General features: G+C 72.2%; 15 protein-coding genes. 11 read left to right on the top strand and 4 right to left on the bottom strand.

Annotated features, from left to right (window positions below):
- Positions 1-37 precede the first annotated feature (37 nt).
- Complete coding sequence (locus ACFY3I_RS30750) at positions 38-697, top strand: trimeric intracellular cation channel family protein (protein ID WP_351932240.1); 660 nt, start codon at positions 38-40, stop codon at positions 695-697.
- On the opposite strand, the gene ACFY3I_RS30745 is transcribed toward ACFY3I_RS30750, so the two are convergent.
- Positions 606-1,835, bottom strand: coding sequence for an alpha/beta hydrolase (locus ACFY3I_RS30745; RefSeq protein WP_390864356.1), 1,230 nt, complete (start codon positions 1,833-1,835; stop codon positions 606-608). The genes ACFY3I_RS30750 and ACFY3I_RS30745 overlap by 92 nt on opposite strands.
- Positions 1,836-2,000: 165 nt before the next feature.
- On the opposite strand from ACFY3I_RS30745, the gene ACFY3I_RS30740 reads away from it, so the two are divergent.
- On the top strand, positions 2,001-2,852 hold the full coding sequence (locus tag ACFY3I_RS30740) for a thioesterase family protein (RefSeq protein ID WP_365293832.1): 852 nt from the start codon (positions 2,001-2,003) through the stop codon (positions 2,850-2,852).
- A 161-nt stretch (positions 2,853-3,013) separates the two neighbouring features.
- Here the strand turns inward: ACFY3I_RS30740 and ACFY3I_RS30735 are convergent, their stop codons facing one another.
- Positions 3,014-3,643 (bottom strand): TetR family transcriptional regulator, encoded by a 630-nt coding sequence (locus tag ACFY3I_RS30735; RefSeq protein WP_365293833.1) that lies wholly within the window; start codon positions 3,641-3,643, stop codon positions 3,014-3,016.
- A gap of 122 nt (positions 3,644-3,765) precedes the next feature.
- On the opposite strand from ACFY3I_RS30735, the gene ACFY3I_RS30730 reads away from it, so the two are divergent.
- From ACFY3I_RS30730 to ACFY3I_RS30720, 3 genes are all read left to right on the top strand, one after another.
- On the top strand, positions 3,766-3,933 hold the full coding sequence (locus ACFY3I_RS30730; RefSeq protein WP_365293835.1) for a hypothetical protein: 168 nt from the start codon (positions 3,766-3,768) through the stop codon (positions 3,931-3,933).
- A 32-nt stretch (positions 3,934-3,965) separates the two neighbouring features.
- Positions 3,966-4,241 carry a DUF4190 domain-containing protein gene (locus tag ACFY3I_RS30725; RefSeq protein ID WP_390864401.1) on the top strand — a complete coding sequence of 92 codons (276 nt, stop codon included), beginning with the start codon at positions 3,966-3,968 and terminating at the stop codon, positions 4,239-4,241.
- 126 nt (positions 4,242-4,367) lie between these two features.
- Positions 4,368-5,531, top strand: a complete 1,164-nt coding sequence (locus tag ACFY3I_RS30720; RefSeq protein ID WP_365293839.1) for a cysteine desulfurase family protein — start codon at positions 4,368-4,370, stop codon at positions 5,529-5,531.
- A 100-nt stretch (positions 5,532-5,631) separates the two neighbouring features.
- On the opposite strand, the gene ACFY3I_RS30715 is transcribed toward ACFY3I_RS30720, so the two are convergent.
- Entirely contained in the window at positions 5,632-6,285 is a 654-nt protein-coding gene (locus ACFY3I_RS30715) for an N-acetylmuramoyl-L-alanine amidase (RefSeq protein WP_390864355.1), read from the bottom strand.
- A gap of 60 nt (positions 6,286-6,345) precedes the next feature.
- Between ACFY3I_RS30715 and mnmA the strand changes: the two genes are divergently transcribed.
- Positions 6,346-7,479, top strand: coding sequence for a tRNA 2-thiouridine(34) synthase MnmA (gene mnmA / locus ACFY3I_RS30710; protein ID WP_390864354.1), 1,134 nt, complete (start codon positions 6,346-6,348; stop codon positions 7,477-7,479).
- An 18-nt stretch (positions 7,480-7,497) separates the two neighbouring features.
- Here mnmA and ACFY3I_RS30705 read toward each other — a convergent pair whose 3' ends face one another.
- Entirely contained in the window at positions 7,498-7,824 is a 327-nt protein-coding gene (locus ACFY3I_RS30705) for a DUF427 domain-containing protein (RefSeq protein ID WP_390864353.1), read from the bottom strand.
- A gap of 94 nt (positions 7,825-7,918) precedes the next feature.
- On the opposite strand from ACFY3I_RS30705, the gene ACFY3I_RS30700 reads away from it, so the two are divergent.
- The 5 genes from ACFY3I_RS30700 to ACFY3I_RS30680 all read left to right on the top strand — a co-directional run bounded on the left by ACFY3I_RS30700 (position 7,919) and on the right by ACFY3I_RS30680 (position 14,959).
- The gene (locus tag ACFY3I_RS30700) at positions 7,919-8,458 is read left to right on the top strand and encodes a TIGR00730 family Rossman fold protein (protein ID WP_365293847.1); all 540 of its coding nucleotides are present in this window, start codon (positions 7,919-7,921) and stop codon (positions 8,456-8,458) included.
- Between the two features lie 16 nt (positions 8,459-8,474).
- Positions 8,475-9,164, top strand: coding sequence for an SDR family oxidoreductase (locus ACFY3I_RS30695; RefSeq protein WP_390864352.1), 690 nt, complete (start codon positions 8,475-8,477; stop codon positions 9,162-9,164).
- Between the two features lie 139 nt (positions 9,165-9,303).
- Positions 9,304-10,305: a methionine synthase gene (locus ACFY3I_RS30690; RefSeq protein WP_390864351.1), complete on the top strand. Its 1,002-nt coding sequence runs from the start codon at positions 9,304-9,306 to the stop codon at positions 10,303-10,305.
- Between the two features lie 13 nt (positions 10,306-10,318).
- Positions 10,319-12,514, top strand: a complete 2,196-nt coding sequence (ligA, locus tag ACFY3I_RS30685; protein ID WP_390864350.1) for an NAD-dependent DNA ligase LigA — start codon at positions 10,319-10,321, stop codon at positions 12,512-12,514.
- 213 nt (positions 12,515-12,727) lie between these two features.
- Positions 12,728-14,959 carry a putative bifunctional diguanylate cyclase/phosphodiesterase gene (locus tag ACFY3I_RS30680; protein WP_390864349.1) on the top strand — a complete coding sequence of 744 codons (2,232 nt, stop codon included), beginning with the start codon at positions 12,728-12,730 and terminating at the stop codon, positions 14,957-14,959.
- The last annotated feature ends 11 nt before the right edge of the window (positions 14,960-14,970 follow it).

The following is a 14,970-nucleotide window of genomic DNA, read 5'->3' as shown; positions in this document are numbered from 1 at the left end:
GTAAGGTCTCCGCACCCTGACAGGTCACAATGTCAGGGTGCAGCTCCAGCAACTCTTCTCTCCCTCCGTCCAGCACACGCTCGATGTCATCGGCATCTTCGTGTTCGCGATCTCCGGCGCGCTGCTGGCCGTCCGCAAGAACTTCGACGTCTTCGGCATCGCCGTGCTCGCCGAGGTCACCGCGCTGGGCGGAGGGATCTTCCGGGACGTGATCATCGGGGCGGTGCCCCCGGCCGCCTTCACGGACCTCGGCTACTTCATCACCCCGCTGCTCACCGCGCTCGTGGTGTTCTTCCTGCACCCGCACGTCGAACGCATCCAGTCGGCCGTGCTGGTCTTCGACGCGGCCGGCCTCGGCCTGTTCTGCGTGACCGGCACGACGAAGGCGTACTCCTACGGCCTGAACCTGACCTCCTCGGTCGCCCTGGGGCTCGCCACCGCGGTCGGCGGCGGTGTGCTCAGGGACGTACTCGCCAACGAGGTCCCCTCGCTGCTGCGCTGGGACCGCGACCTGTACGCGGTACCGGCGATCGTCGGGGCCACCCTGGTGGCCGTGTGCATCCGCTACGACGCGCTGACCCCGCTCACCAGCGGACTCGCGGTCGTCACCGCCTTCGTGCTGCGTCTGCTCGCGATGCGGTTCCACTGGCGAGCGCCGCGTGCGTGGAACCGGCGGACGACGGTTCGCGAGGAGTAGCCCCGGTCCGGGGCCTGCTCTGGCCCATGTTCACCGTCAGCCACTCGAAGACGGACGGTACCTGGGGCCGCCACAGCGCCATGTTGTGACCGCCGGCGCTGCGCGGCAGGAAGACCACGTGCACGGTGGTCGGTGCCTTCGCGACCTGTCCGAGCGCCACGCCCGCCTGGTAGCCGTCGCCGGACTCGCCGGAGAGGTAGAGGGCGATCCGGGGAGGTTCGGCCGCCTTCCTCAGCAGCAGGTAGGGGTTGTTCCGCTCGCGCAGGCTCACGCTCTGCGAGGCCAGCGAATTGCGTTCGCCGATCGGGTCGTTGTATCCGGACAGGCTGACCGCGGCCCGGTAGCGGTCCGGGTGGGCGACGGCCAGCTTGACCGCGCAGTGCGCGCCCGCCGAGTACCCGGCCACCGCCCAGTTCGCGGGCGCCGCGGCGGCCCGGAAGTTGTCGGTCACCATCTTCGGCACGTCGATGCTGAGCCAGCTGTCCGCGTTGACCGTGCCCGGGATGTTGGCGCAGCCGGTGTCCACGCCGGCCAGCAGGTTGGTGCGCGGCGCCACGAGGATGAACGGGGCGACCCTGCCGCTGCGCATCAGCGGCTCCAGTTGCTCGTGCACCTTCAGGGAGCCGAACCAGGCCTTGGCGGAGCCGGGATAGCCGGGCAGCAGCTCCACCACCGGGAACCTGTGGTTGCGGTAGCCCGGCTGGTCGTACTGGGGCGGCAGCCAGACGTAGACCTCGGCGTCGACGCCCGAGACCCGGCCGCTGAGCTGGGTGACCCGGACCCCGCCGGCCGCGTGCATGGCCGGTCCGTCCGCGGCCGTGAAGTTCTGCCTCACCTTGGGCAACCGTTTCAGCGCTATGCCGCCGGTGCCGTCCCGGCCGAGGTTCGCGGCCTGCTGGACGTGGTCACCGGTACCGAGCAGGTCGGCCCAGTTGTCGTACAGGTTGTTCTGGTTGTTGACCAGGACGAAGATCAGCGTCACCGCGGTGGCCTGTGCGAACAGCAGCATCAGGACCCGGGCCGCCGCACGCACGGCCCGGGGGCCCCGCATCCTCGACCACAGGACGAGCGGGATTATGAGGGCGACCACGGACAGGACGATGGTCGTGTAGAGGAACGGAGTCCCGGTGAGGCTCATGCCCTCATAGAGGGGAATTCGCGGCTCCGGGTTACGGACGTGTCCGGACACTTACCTAGAAATTGCCGGAACCTCACCCGGCGGGGGGATCCCTTACCGGTGGGCCGCTGGTGCGTGCGTCACAAAAGCTACCGCTTAGTAATGAACTCTGTGTACTGTTCAGACATGCCAGAAGCAGCTTCCACGCGGGCCGTGATCGGCGACAGCGAGTTCGACCGCGACACCGCGGTCACCCGGCGCGAGCCCGGGGTCTACGACATCGACCTCTCGGCCGGCTGGACCATCATCAGCGCCGTCAACGGCGGCTATCTGCTGGCCGTCCTCGGCCGGGCCCTCGCGGACACGCTGCCGCATCCGGACCCGTTCACCATCTCCGCGCACTACCTGACCGCGTCCCAGCCGGGCCCGGCCGTGATCCGCACGGACACCGTCCGCACCGGCCGCACCCTCTCCACCGGACAGGCCTCGCTCTTCCAGTACGACGGCGACGGCAACGAGGTCGAACGCATCCGCGTCCTCGCCTCCTACGGCGACCTCGCCGCCCTCCCCGACGACGTCCGCACCACGGCGACCCCGCCCGCCATCCCGCCCATGGACCAGTGCTTCGGTCCCGAGGACGGCCCCGCGCCGGTCGACGGCAGCTCCGCCATCACCGAGCGCCTGATGCTCAAGCTGGACCCGTCGACCCTGGGCTGGGCCCTCGGTGCCCCCTCCGGCCGGGGCGAGATGCGCTCCTGGTTCGGGCTCGCGGACGGCCGGGACGCCGACCCCCTCGCGCTGCTCCTGGCGGTCGACGCGCTGCCGCCCACCGCCTTCGAGATCGGCCTCAAGGGCTGGGTTCCCACGGTCGAACTCACCGTCCACGTCCGCCACCGCCCCGCTCCCGGACCGCTGCGCGTCTCCATCACCACCCGCAACCTGGCCGGCGGCTTCCTGGAGGAGGACGCGGAGGTCTGGGACAGCGCCGACCGGCTGGTCGCCCAGTCACGGCAGTTGGCCCGCGTCCGGCTCGGCTGACGCCTCCGCCCGGCCCCGCCCTTCTGTCGCGGGGGCTGCCGACCGGCGGGTGAGCCGTGACGGCCGGGTCAGCTGTGGCCGCGGGTGATCCGTGACCGCAGCGTGAAGCGTGACCGCCGGGAGGACGTGTGCCCGCCGCCGCGGCCGGTGCCGGAGCGCGCCTAGTCCAGCCAGTGCTGCCGGCCGAGGCTGATCAGCCGCATCTGGCGGGCGGCGAGCTGGGTGACCCGCTCGCGCTCCGCCTCCGAGGGCTCCGGTGACTCCAGGGTCTCCAGGAACAGCGACGCGGTGATGAGCATCTGGTCCACGTAGAGGTGGGCGAGCATCAGCAGGTCCTCGTCGTTCCATCCGGCGGCCTCCGGATCCCCGGCCAGCTCGGACCCGACCTCCTCGGCGAACCGGGCCAGCTGCTCCCGGATGGCCTCGCGCACCGGCTGTACGCCGCCGTGCCGCTCCCGGGCGATGAAGCGGACGTGCGCCGGGTTCGCGGCCACATGGTCGGCGATCAGCCGCACGGCCCGGGTGATGCGCTCCGGGCCGGGTGCGGAGACGGTGGTGGCGACCATCGCGTGCAGGCTGCCGAGCGCCTCGTCGACCAGGGCGACGCCCAGGTCGGCGGTGGAACGGAAGTGCCGGTAGAAGGCGGTGGGGGCGACGCCTACGGCCCGCGTGACCTCGCGCAGCCCGAGACTGCTCAGGCTCTGTTCCTCCAGCAGTCCCAGCGCCGCGTCCAGGAAGGCCTGGCGGGTCTTCTGCTTCTGCGCCTGTCGGATGCCGAGGGTGTGACTCATGTCATCCAGTAAACAACTGTTCTCTGGAATTGGAAAGCCGCCGGAGTTGCTAGACTCGAAGTCAGTGAACAACTGTTACTACAACCGTTCACCCAAACTTAACGGAGGGGGGATCGAATCCCATGCTGTTCCTCGTCGCCGCACTCATGCTGCTCGGCGTGGTGCTGGGCACCGTGGCCCACGCGCCGCTCGGCGTCACCGCAGGACTCGCCGCCGTGATCGTCGTCTGGCTGGCCGTCTTCGCGCTCCGCGAGCGCGTCTCCCGCCGACGCCGCGCCTCGGCCAACTGACCGTCCGTCACGACTTCCAGGAGCTGAGCATGCTGCACCTCACCGCCCCGGCCGCGACCACCGGGCCGCGACCCCGTACCCGCGACGCCGACGGCATGGCCGTGGCGTCCTTCATCCTCGGCCTTCTCGGCCTCCTCGCCCTGAACCTCTTCCTGGGCCCGATCGCGATCGTCCTGGCCCTGGTGTCCCTGTGGCGCGGCACCGCCCGCAAGGGCCGCGCGTACCTCGGCCTCGCCCTGGGCGTGTCGGACCTGGCGGTCCTGGGCATCGCTATGGAGATCTCGAACACCGTCTCCTGGAGCCTGTAGAACGGCGCCCCGACGGGGTGAGGGGAACCGCGCGACCGGCCCCGCACGGCCGGCGGTGCCCACCGGCCGAGTCGACCCCCGGTACCCTCGGCCCGGCGGCGAAGCCCCCGTAGAATCGACGCCATCATGGCCTACCTCGACCACGCCGCCACCACCCCGATGCTCCCGGAAGCGGTGGAAGCACTCACCGCCGCCCTCCGCGTCAGCGGCAACGCGTCCTCCCTGCACGCCTCCGGCCGCAAGGCCCGCCGCACGGTCGAGGAATCGAGGGAGACCCTCGCGGCGGCGCTCGGCGCCCGCCCCAGCGAGGTCGTCTTCACCGCCGGCGGCACCGAGGCCGACAACCTCGCGGTCAAGGGCCTCTACTGGTCCCGCCGCGACGCCGACCCCGCCCGGACCCGTGTCCTGTCCAGCCCGGTCGAACACCACGCGGTGCTCGACGCGGTCCACTGGCTGGGCGAGCACGAGGGGGCGACCGTGGAGTACCTCCCGGTGGACACCCACGGCAGGGTCCGTCCCGAGGTGCTGCGCGAGGCGATCGCCCGCAACCCCGACGACGTGGCCCTCGCCACCGTCATGTGGGCCAACAACGAGATCGGAACGATCCTGCCGATCCGTGAACTCGCCGACGTCGCGGGCGAGTTCGGCATCCCCCTGCACTCCGACGCGGTCCAGGCCGTCGGTCAGACCCCGGTGGACTTCGCCGCCTCCGGCCTCGCCGCGATGACCGTCTCCGGCCACAAGGTCGGCGGCCCGTACGGCATCGGCGCCCTGCTCCTCGGCCGCGAGCACACCCCCGTACCCGTCCTGCACGGCGGCGGCCAGGAGCGGCACGTGCGTTCGGGCACCCTGGACGTCCCCGCGATCGCCTCCTTCGCCGTCGCGGCGGACCTGGCCGTCGGACGCCGCGAGTGGTTCGCCCGGGAGATCGGCGCCCTGCGCGACCAGTTGGTCGACGCGGTGCGCACCGCCGTGCCGGACGCCGTCCTCGGCGGCGACCCGGTGGACCGCCTCCCGGCCAACGCGCACTTCACCTTCCCGGGCTGCGAGGGCGACTCGCTGCTCCTGCTGCTCGACGCCCAGGGCATCGAATGCTCGACGGGCTCCGCGTGCACGGCCGGAGTGGCGCAGCCCAGCCACGTCCTGCTGGCCACCGGGGTCGACGCGGACCTGGCCCGCGGCACCCTGCGCTTCTCCCTCGGCCACACCTCCACCCAGGCCGACGTGGAGGCGGTCGGCAAGGCGATCGGCCCGGCGGTGGAGCGGGCCAGGGCCGCCGGGCTGAGCTGAGCCGGGCGGGCCCCGGCCGAGCGGCCGCCGCCGGCGTCCGCGCCCCGCGGGCGGCCCTCCCGGAAGCCGGTCTCAGGACCGTCCGGCCCGCCGGACAGGCTCAGGACCGTCCGGCCCGCCGGACCAGCCCCAGGTAGCGGTCCCAGTCCCAGTGCTCACCCGGGTCGGTGTGGTCCGTCCCCGGCACCTCGACGTGACCGATCACGTGCTCCCGGTCCGGCGGCATGCCGTACCGCCGGCATATCGCGGCCGTCAGCCGCGCCGAGGCCGCGTACATCGCGGCGGTGAAGTCCTGCGGCCGGTCCACGAAGCCCTCGTGCTCGATGCCGACACTGCGCTCGTTGTACGACCGGTTGCCCGCATGGAACGCCACGTCCAGCTCGCGGACCAGCTGCGTGATCCGCCCGTCCTTGCGCACGATGTAGTGCGCCGCCGCCTCGTGCGCCGGGTCCTGGAAGACCTTCACCGCGCTCGCGTAGCCGCCCTGGGTGACGTGGACGACCACCCGGTCGATCCGGTAGTCGTCCGGCCGGTTCGCCGTCCGGTAGTTCGCGGGCGACGCGGCCACCCAGCGCGCGCCCCTGAAGTCCACCGCGCCCGCCACCCGGGCCTTGCGCACCCCGGGCAGCCGCCAGTACAGCCGCGTCAGCTCGTCCTTGGTCAGTACCGCGGTGCCCACGGCCGCCGCCGCCCCGCCGACCAGCAGTGCCCGCCGCCCGATCCGCCGGTCCCCGTCACCAGTCTCCGCCCCCATGTGATCCCCAACGGATACCCGGGGGCCCCGGTTCCCGCGCCCCCGTACCCTGGAGGGGTTATGACTGACACCCCGCAGCGCACCCGCCCCCTCCGCGTCCTCGCCGCCATGTCGGGCGGCGTGGACTCCGCCGTCGCCGCCGCCCGCGCGGCGGAGGCCGGCCACGACGTCACCGGCGTCCACCTCGCGCTCTCCGCGAACCCCCAATCCTTCCGCACGGGCGCGCGGGGCTGTTGCACCATCGAGGACTCCCGCGACGCCCGCCGAGCCGCCGACGTCATCGGCATCCCGTTCTACGTCTGGGACCTCGCCGACCGTTTCCGCGAGGACGTCGTGGAGGACTTCGTCGCGGAGTACGAGGCCGGACGCACCCCCAACCCGTGCCTGCGCTGCAACGAGAAGATCAAGTTCGCGGCCCTGCTCGACAAGGCCCTCGCCCTGGGGTTCGACGCGGTCTGCACCGGCCACTACGCGAAGGTCGTGACGCTCCCCGACGGGTCCCGCGAGCTGCACCGCGCCTCCGACATGGCCAAGGACCAGTCCTACGTCCTCGGCGTCCTGGACGAGCGGCAGCTCGCCCACGCCCTCTTCCCGCTCGGCGACACGCTGACGACCAAGGACGAGATCCGCGCCGAGGCCGAGCGCCGTGGCCTCGCGGTCGCCAAGAAGCCCGACTCGCACGACATCTGCTTCATCGCCGACGGCGACACCCAGGGCTTCCTCGCCCGCCGGCTCGGCAAGGCCGAGGGCGACATCGTCGACGAGTCCGGTGCCAAGGTCGGCACCCACGAGGGCGCCTTCGGCTTCACCATCGGGCAGCGCAAGGGACTGCGCATCGGCACCCCGGCGGCCGACGGCAAGCCGCGCTACGTCCTCGACATCTCGCCCGTCGACAACACGGTGACGGTCGGCCCGGCCGCCGCCCTGGACGTCAGCGCGCTGACCGCGATCAGGCCCCGCTGGTGCGGCACCGCTCCCGCGGGCCCGGCCCGCTACACCGCCCAGCTCCGGGCCCACGGCGGCGAGACCGAGGTGGGCGCGGAACTGGTCGACGGCGAGCTGCGCGTCACGTTCACCGAGCCGGTCCGCGGCGTCGCACCCGGCCAGGCGATCGTCCTGTACGACGACACGCGTGTGGTCGGCTCCGCGACGATCGCCTCGACGGTCCGTGCCGCGGACGTGGCCCGCGCCTGAACGGGCACGGGCCGCGGGTCAGCCGGTGACCTCCACCTCGTAGAAGCAGAGGTGGTCCTTGATCTCGGCGACGTCGGACCTGGGGTCGGGGTAGGCCCACACCAGGTCCGGCGCGTCCGGCAGGGACCAGTAGGAGGCGGTGCCCTTGAAGGGGCACACGGTGTGGGTCTCGGAGGGCGTGAGGAGGTCCAGGCGGACGTCCTCCGCGGGGATGTAGTAGCGCACGGGACTCCCGGTCTCGCGCAGGACCAGCGGCCGGTCGCTCTCGGCCAGTACGGCGTCGCCGTGCACCACGCGCACGTGCCGGTCGCTCTTCTCGATGGTGATCGTGTGTCCAGAGGCCATACAGGGATGACAGCGGCGGCCGCCCGGTTGTTCCCGGGGCGGGCGAGCAGGCACCGAACGGAGGACACGGTCCGCCCACGCCTACGCTGGCCCCATGCGAATCTGTGTCTTCCTCTCCGCCGCCGACCTGGACGAGCGCTACACCAGGCCGGCCCGCGCCTTCGGCGAACTGGTCGGCAAGGGCGGCCACACCCTGGTCTGGGGCGGCTCCGACACCGGCCTGATGAAGGTCGTCGCGGACGGTGTCCACGAAGCCGGCGGCAGGCTGCTGGGCGTCTCCGTGGAGTTCCTCGCCAACAAGGCGCGCCCCGGCGCCGACGAGATGGTGATCGCCGCCGACCTCGCCGAGCGCAAGCGGCTGCTGCTGGAGAAGGCCGACGCCGTGGTGATCATGGTCGGCGGTACCGGCACCCTGGACGAGGCCACCGAGATCCTGGAGCTGAAGAAGCACGGCCGCACGGACAAGCCGGTCGTCCTGCTGAACACCGCCGGGTTCTACGACGGCCTGGAGGAGCAGTTCCGCCGCATGGAGGCGGAGGGCTTCCTGCCCCGGCCCCTGGCGGAGCTGATGCACTTCGCCGCCGAACCCGCCGACGCGCTCTCCTACCTGGAGGCGAACCGGGCCGCCGACTGATGCGAGCATGGCCCCCATGGCAACTCATGTGATCACCGGCGCCGGTTCCGGTATCGGCGCCGCCGTGGCCCGCCGTCTGCACGCGCGCGGGGACGAACTCGTCCTGCACGCGCGCGACGCGGGCCGCGCGAAGGAACTCTCCGCCGAGTTCCCCGGCGCCCACACCCTGGTGGGCGACCTGGCGGACCCGGACAAGCTCTCCTGGGCCTTCTCCCACCAGACACTGCCGGACCGGATCGACTCCCTGCTGCACGTCGCGGGCGTGGTCGACCTCGGCGGCATCGGCGAGCTGACCCCGAAGTCCTGGCGTCACCAGCTCAACGTCAACCTGGTCGCGCCGGCCGAGCTGACCCGCCACTTCCTGCCGCAACTGCGCGCCGCCCGCGGCCATGTGCTGTTCGTGAACTCGGGCGCCGGCCTGAACGCCAACGCGGGCTGGTCGGCGTACGCGGCGTCCAAGCACGGCCTCAAGGCGCTCGCCGACGCACTCCGGCAGGAGGAGCACGGCAACGGCGTCCGGGTCACCTCGGTCTACCCCGGCCGCACCGCGAGCCCGATGCAGGCCAAGGTCCACCAGCAGGAGGGCAAGGAGTACGACCCGGCGAAGTGGATCGACCCGGAGTCGGTGGCGACCACGATCCTCACGGCCCTGGACCTCCCGAGGGACGCGGAGATCAACGACCTGACGGTCCGGCCGGGCGCCTGATCAGGCGCCCCGCGGAGGGGCGTCCCGTGGCGGGGCGTCCCGTAAGGGGCGCGGGGAACTGCGCGACCAGCCCCCACGAGCCCGCACTTGAACGAAGAACCGTCGCACCCCCGCCGGTCACCGACCCTAGGCTTCCCACGTGAACGCAACCCCCTCCTTCGGCTCCGCGACAGCCATCGGCTCGCTCCCGGGCACCGACGCCCGCGAGGCCGCCAAGACCGCGACCGGCAGCTTCGAGGATTTCCCCTTCCTGCCCGAACTGCCCGCCCGCGGACCCGGCGCCGACATGATCGGCCGCACCGCGGGGCTGCTGGTCGAGCTGTACGCGCGCGTGGAGCCCAGCGGCTGGCGGCTCGGCGACCGGCCGGGCCGGGACACCCGGCGGGCCGTCTCCTGGCTGGGGGAGGACCTGGACGCGCTGGAGGAGTTCACCCAGGACTACGAGGGCCCGCTCAAGGTCCAGGCGGTCGGCCCCTGGACCCTCGCCGCCGCCCTGGAACTGCGCAACGGCGAAGTGGCACTCTCGGACCCCGGTGCCTGCCGCGACCTCGCCGCGTCCCTCGCCGAGGGGCTGCGCCTGCACCTCGCCGAGGTCCGCCGCCGCATCCCGGGCGCCCGGCTCGTCCTGCAGCTCGACGAGCCGTCCCTCACCGCCGTGCTGCGCGGGCAGGTGAGGTCGGCCAGCGGCTACCGCACCCACCGGGCGGTGGACCGGCAGGTCGTCGAGTCGACGCTGCGGGACGTCATCGGGGTCCAGGCCGGCGGCCCGGTGGCCGTCCACTCCTGCGCCCCCGACGTCCCCTTCGCGCTGCTGCGCCGCGCCGGGGCCGCCGCGGTCTCCTTCGACTTCTCGCTCCTCACCGAACGTGACGAGGACGCGATCGGCGAGGCCGTGGAGGGGGGTACCCGGCTGTTCGCCGGTGTCGTGCCGGGCACGGACACGGCATTGTCAGACCCTGCCGGTAGCGTCATGGGTGTCAGGACGCTGTGGCGCAGGCTGGGGCTGCAACCAGGGCTTCTCGCGGAGGCCGTGACGGTCACCCCGGCGTGCGGGCTCGCGGGTGCTTCTCCCGCGTACGCCCGGCAGGCGCTCGCCCACTGCGTCCGGGCGGCGAGATCACTCGCGGACAACCCAGAGTAACGGGAGGAAAACGGTGGCCGGCGACAAGCAGCAGGCGGAGACGGCAGTGCCCGCCGAGGCACGGGAGAAGCACGCGCGGCTCGCCGAGCAGATCGAGGAGCACCGCTTCCGGTACTACGCGAAGGACGCTCCCGTCATCAGCGACGCGGAGTTCGACAGGCTCCTCAGGGCGCTCGAGGAGCTGGAGGAGCTCCACCCCGAGCTGCGCACTCCCGACTCGCCGACCCAGAAGGTCGCGGGGTCCTACGAGACGGAGTTCACGGCGGTCGAGCACCGCTCGCGGATGATGTCGCTGGACAACACGTTCAACGACGAGGACCTCGCCGCCTGGGTCGAGCGGATCCACCGCGAACTGGGCGACCAGGAGTACCACTTCCTGTGCGAGCTGAAGGTCGACGGACTCGCCGTCAACCTCACCTACGAGCAGGGCCGCCTCACCCGGGCGGCCACCCGCGGCGACGGCCGCACCGGTGACGACATCACGCTCAACGTCCGTACGATCGCGGAGATCCCGGACCGGCTGCACGGCGACCGCGTCCCCGACGTGGTGGAGATCCGCGGCGAGGTCTACTTCCCGATGGAGAAGTTCGCCGAGCTCAACGAACGCCTGGTCGCCGCCGGTGACAAGCCGTTCGCCAACCCGCGCAACGCGGCGGCCGGTTCGCTGCGCCAGAAGGACCCGCGCGTCACCGCCTCCCGCCCCCTGCACATGGTCGTCCACGGGATCGGCGTCCTGGAGGGCTACGAGGGCCTGGACCGGCTCTCCGAGGGCTACCACCTGCTGAAGACCTGGGGCCTGCCCACCTCCCCGCACAACCGGGTGGTCGACGGCCTCGACGGCGTCCGGGAGTTCATCGCCCACTACGGCGAGAACAGGCACTCCGTGGAGCACGAGATCGACGGCGTCGTCGTCAAGCTCGACGAGATCCGCCTGCAGGGGCGTCTCGGCTCCACGGCCCGGGCCCCGCGCTGGGCGATCGCGTACAAGTACGCGCCGGAGGAGGTCAACACCAGGCTCGTCGACATCAAGGTGGGTGTCGGCCGCACCGGGCGGGTCACCCCCTACGCCCAGGTCGAGCCGGTCACGGTGGCGGGCAGCGAGGTGGAGTTCGCCACCCTGCACAACCAGGAGGTCGTCAAGGCCAAGGGCGTGCTGATCGGCGACACGGTGGTGCTGCGCAAGGCGGGTGACGTCATCCCGGAGATCCTCGGGCCGGTCGTCGACCTGCGCGACGGCAGCGAGCGGGAGTTCGTGATGCCGGCCGAGTGCCCCGAGTGCGGGACACCGCTGCGGGCCATGAAGGAGGGCGACATCGATCTGCGGTGCCCCAACGCCCGTGGTTGTCCCGCCCAGTTGAGAGAGCGTGTCGCCTACCTCGCGGGACGCGAGTGCCTGGACATCGAGCACTTCGGCGGGGTCGCGGCGGCCGCGCTCACCCGGCCGCTGGAGCCGGCCGACCCGCCGCTCGTCGACGAGGGCGACCTGTTCGACCTCACCATCGAGAAGCTGCTGCCCATCAAGGCGTACGTCCTGGACCCCGACAGCGGGCTGCCCAAGCGCGATCCCAAGACCGGTGAGGAGAAGGTCGTCACGGTCTTCGCCAACCAGAAGGGCGAGCCCAAGAAGAACACCCTCGCCCTGCTGCAGAAGATCGAGGAGGCGAAGACCCGCCCGCTCGCCCGCTTCCTCAACGGACTGTCCATCCGGCATGTCGGACCCGTCGCCGCGCAGGCGCTGGCCCGCGAGTTCCGCTCCATCGAGCGCATCGAGCAGGCCGGCGAGGAGGAGCTGTCGAACATCGACGGCGTCGGCGGCATCATCGCGAAGGCGCTCAAGGAGTGGTTCGCCGAGGAGTGGCACCGCGAGATCATCCGGAAGTGGAAGACGGCTGGAGTCCCGCTGGAGGACGAGTCGAGCGGTGAGGACGAGGGACCGCGGCCGCTGGAGGGCCTCACCGTCGTGGTGACCGGCACCCTGGAGCACTTCACCCGGGACGGCGCCAAGGAGGCCCTGCAGAGCCGCGGAGCCAAGGTGACCGGCTCGGTGTCCAAGAAGACGTCGTTCGTGGTCGTGGGTGACAACCCCGGATCCAAGTACGACAAGGCGATGCAGGTGAAGGTTCCGGTGCTGAACGAGGACGGATTTGTCGTCCTTTTGGAGCAGGGACCGGACGCGGCGGCCGAAGTCGCCCTTCCCGTGGAGGAGTAGCGGTTGAAGGCCACCCGTTCGGCGCATACCAGATGCATACGGGTGGCCAGGGCGCAATCGGGCAACCGTAGACGACCGCTGCCCGTGGAAGCCTTCTGCGGCCTACTGTTGAGGCGTGCACCTGCCGTGCCCAGCTGCGGTCGGGGCATTGCCGTGCTCCGGCAGGGCACGGACCGCATGGCGTGGGCACCGCCGGCTGTGAGAGGGACGGGAATGGAACCGACCGAGAGCGCCGCCCCGGAAGCGCGGCTGCCGCTGCGCCGCCGGGCGGGCGTGTGGCGGGGGACTCGGTGGACGGTACGGAGCGACCGGCGCATCGGCATGCCGGGAGTGAGCGCCGCGACGGACGCGCGCGACCCGCTGCCGCTGGCCGGCGTGGAGCCGCCGCCCGGACTGCCCGGCCACGAGGACGAACGCCAACTGTCCTGGCCCGCGCTGCCCGCCGCGGTCGTCGGGATCGCCGCGCTGGCCCTCGGTGCCGGCTTCTACCGTGCCTTCACGGACAACCACGCGCTCTTCCCGTCCGGCACGGTCGGCTGGTCGCTGGCCGTACTGACGGGCATCATCGTCGGCCACCTGGTGCTGCTCGGCCGCGCCCGCTGGTGGGGCGGCACCGGCTCCGGCGCCGCCCTGACCCTCGCCGTCCTGCTGCTCTACGGCTGGGTGCCGGCCGGCATGGTCAGCCTCACCGTGGTCGTCCTGGTCGGTATAGCCCGGCGCCACCGCTGGCGGCAGGGCGTCCTGCACGGCGCGGTGGACATCATCGGCATCGGTGCCGGCGCGCTGGTGCTGGGCGGGTGCGGCCGGGTGCCGACCGTCGAGTCGCCCTGGAACCCGGACAGCTGGAGCGTCGCCACCGCCCCCGAGGTCGTCCTCGTCGCGGTGGCCTATCTCGCGGTCACCCGCGCCCTGCTCTGGTACCTGCACACGCCGCGTGGCGGCGGGCTGCCCACCGTCGCGCGCACCGCGCTGATGCGCCAGGGCCTGGTCGCCGTGGCGCTGCTCGGCATCGCCCCGCTGGTCTGCGTGGTCGCCGTCGCCCAGCCGCTGCTGCTGCCGCTGTTCGCCATCCCGCTGGTCGCCCTCGACTCCACCCTGTGGATGGCCCGGGCCCGCGCGGAGGAGCAACTGCGCGACCCGCTGACCGGACTGCCCAACCGGCAGTGGCTCCTCGAGCGGATCTGGACCGCCCTCGACGACGCGGAACGCATCGGCGCCCGCTCCGCCCTCATGCTGATCGACCTCGACCGGTTCCGTTCGGTCAATGACACGCTCGGTCATCTCGCCGGTGACCGGCTGCTGTTGCAGATAGCCGACCGGCTGCGGGCCGCGCTGCCGCGCGGTGCGGAGGCCGCCCGGCTCGGCGGTGACGAGTTCGCGGTGTTACTGCCGGTCGCCGACTCCACGACGTCCGCGACCCGGGTCGCCCGCGGCCTGGTCTCGGCCCTCTCCTCCCCGCTCGACCTGGACGGACTCACCCTCGTCCTGGAGGCCAGCGCGGGCGTCGCCGTCTTCCCCGACCACGCGCTGGACGCCGAGGGCATGCTGCGCCGGGCGGACGTGGCGATGTACCAGGCGAAGCGGGACCGAACGGGCGTCGAGGTGTACGAGTCCAAGCGGGACTCCAACACCCCCGACCGGCTGGGGCTGCTGGGCGATCTGCGCCGCGCCCTGGACGCCCACGAGGTGCAGTTGCACTACCAGCCGAAGGTGCGCTTCGACGGGCAGGTGGCCGGCCTGGAGGCGCTGGTGCGCTGGGTGCACCCCGAGCGCGGCAAGGTGCCGCCGGACGAGTTCATAGCGATCGCCGAGTCCTCGGGTCTGATGCCCCATCTGACGGAGTACGTCCTGGAGACCGCGCTCGCCCAGGTCGCCCGGTGGCGGGCGCAGGGGCTGCGCGTGCCGGTGGCGGTGAACGTCTCGCCGCGTGACGTCCACACCCCGGGCTTCGCGGGTTCGGTGGCGGCGCGGCTGGCCCGGCACGGGGTCCCGGCGGGCGCCCTCCAACTGGAGATAACCGAGCACGTGCTGCTGGAGGACCCGCAGCGGGCCGCCGACACCCTGGCGGGACTGACCGGGCACGGCGTGAAGATGTCGCTGGACGATTTCGGCACGGGTTACTCGTCGTTGGTGCACCTGCGGCGGCTGCCGGTGAGCGAGCTGAAGATCGACCGGTCCTTCGTGGCCCGGCTGGCCGTGGACAACGAGGACGCGGAGATCGTGCGCTGCACGGTCGATCTCGCCCACTCGCTGGGCCTGCTGGTGGTCGCGGAGGGCGTGGAGGACGACGAGACCTGGGAACGGCTGCGGGACCTCGGATGCGACGCCGTCCAGGGCTGGCTGGTCGCCGCCGCGATGCCGCCGGAGGAGACGACGGCGTGGCTGCTGGCGCGGGGCTCGCGGGGGTGGCAGCGGCCGCGCGCAGCCCTGCCGGCCGCCGAGTGAGGGCGGTCGGC

The sequence above is a fragment of the Streptomyces sp. NPDC001068 genome (assembly GCF_042897315.1).
In the GTDB taxonomy this organism is placed as follows: Bacteria; Actinomycetota; Actinomycetes; order Streptomycetales; family Streptomycetaceae; genus Streptomyces.
Note: the sequence above shows the minus strand (reverse complement) of the source record. Positions and strands in the feature narration are given on the sequence as shown.

Excerpts from the sequence above, each read along its gene's own strand:
- ACFY3I_RS30730 (WP_365293835.1), top strand. The coding sequence starts at position 3,766 with ATGCTGTTCCTCGTCGCCGCACTCATGCTGCTCGGCGTGGTGCTGGGC.
- mnmA (WP_390864354.1), top strand. The coding sequence starts at position 6,346 with ATGACTGACACCCCGCAGCGCACCCGCCCCCTCCGCGTCCTCGCCGCC.
- ACFY3I_RS30695 (WP_390864352.1), top strand. The coding sequence starts at position 8,475 with ATGGCAACTCATGTGATCACCGGCGCCGGTTCCGGTATCGGCGCCGCC.
- ACFY3I_RS30740 (WP_365293832.1), top strand. The coding sequence starts at position 2,001 with ATGCCAGAAGCAGCTTCCACGCGGGCCGTGATCGGCGACAGCGAGTTC.
- ACFY3I_RS30715 (WP_390864355.1), bottom strand. The coding sequence starts at position 6,285 with ATGGGGGCGGAGACTGGTGACGGGGACCGGCGGATCGGGCGGCGGGCA.
- ACFY3I_RS30680 (WP_390864349.1), top strand. The coding sequence starts at position 12,728 with ATGGAACCGACCGAGAGCGCCGCCCCGGAAGCGCGGCTGCCGCTGCGC.
- ACFY3I_RS30745 (WP_390864356.1), bottom strand. The coding sequence starts at position 1,835 with ATGAGCCTCACCGGGACTCCGTTCCTCTACACGACCATCGTCCTGTCC.
- ACFY3I_RS30735 (WP_365293833.1), bottom strand. The coding sequence starts at position 3,643 with ATGAGTCACACCCTCGGCATCCGACAGGCGCAGAAGCAGAAGACCCGC.
- ACFY3I_RS30700 (WP_365293847.1), top strand. The coding sequence starts at position 7,919 with ATGCGAATCTGTGTCTTCCTCTCCGCCGCCGACCTGGACGAGCGCTAC.
- ACFY3I_RS30705 (WP_390864353.1), bottom strand. The coding sequence starts at position 7,824 with ATGGCCTCTGGACACACGATCACCATCGAGAAGAGCGACCGGCACGTG.
- ACFY3I_RS30720 (WP_365293839.1), top strand. The coding sequence starts at position 4,368 with ATGGCCTACCTCGACCACGCCGCCACCACCCCGATGCTCCCGGAAGCG.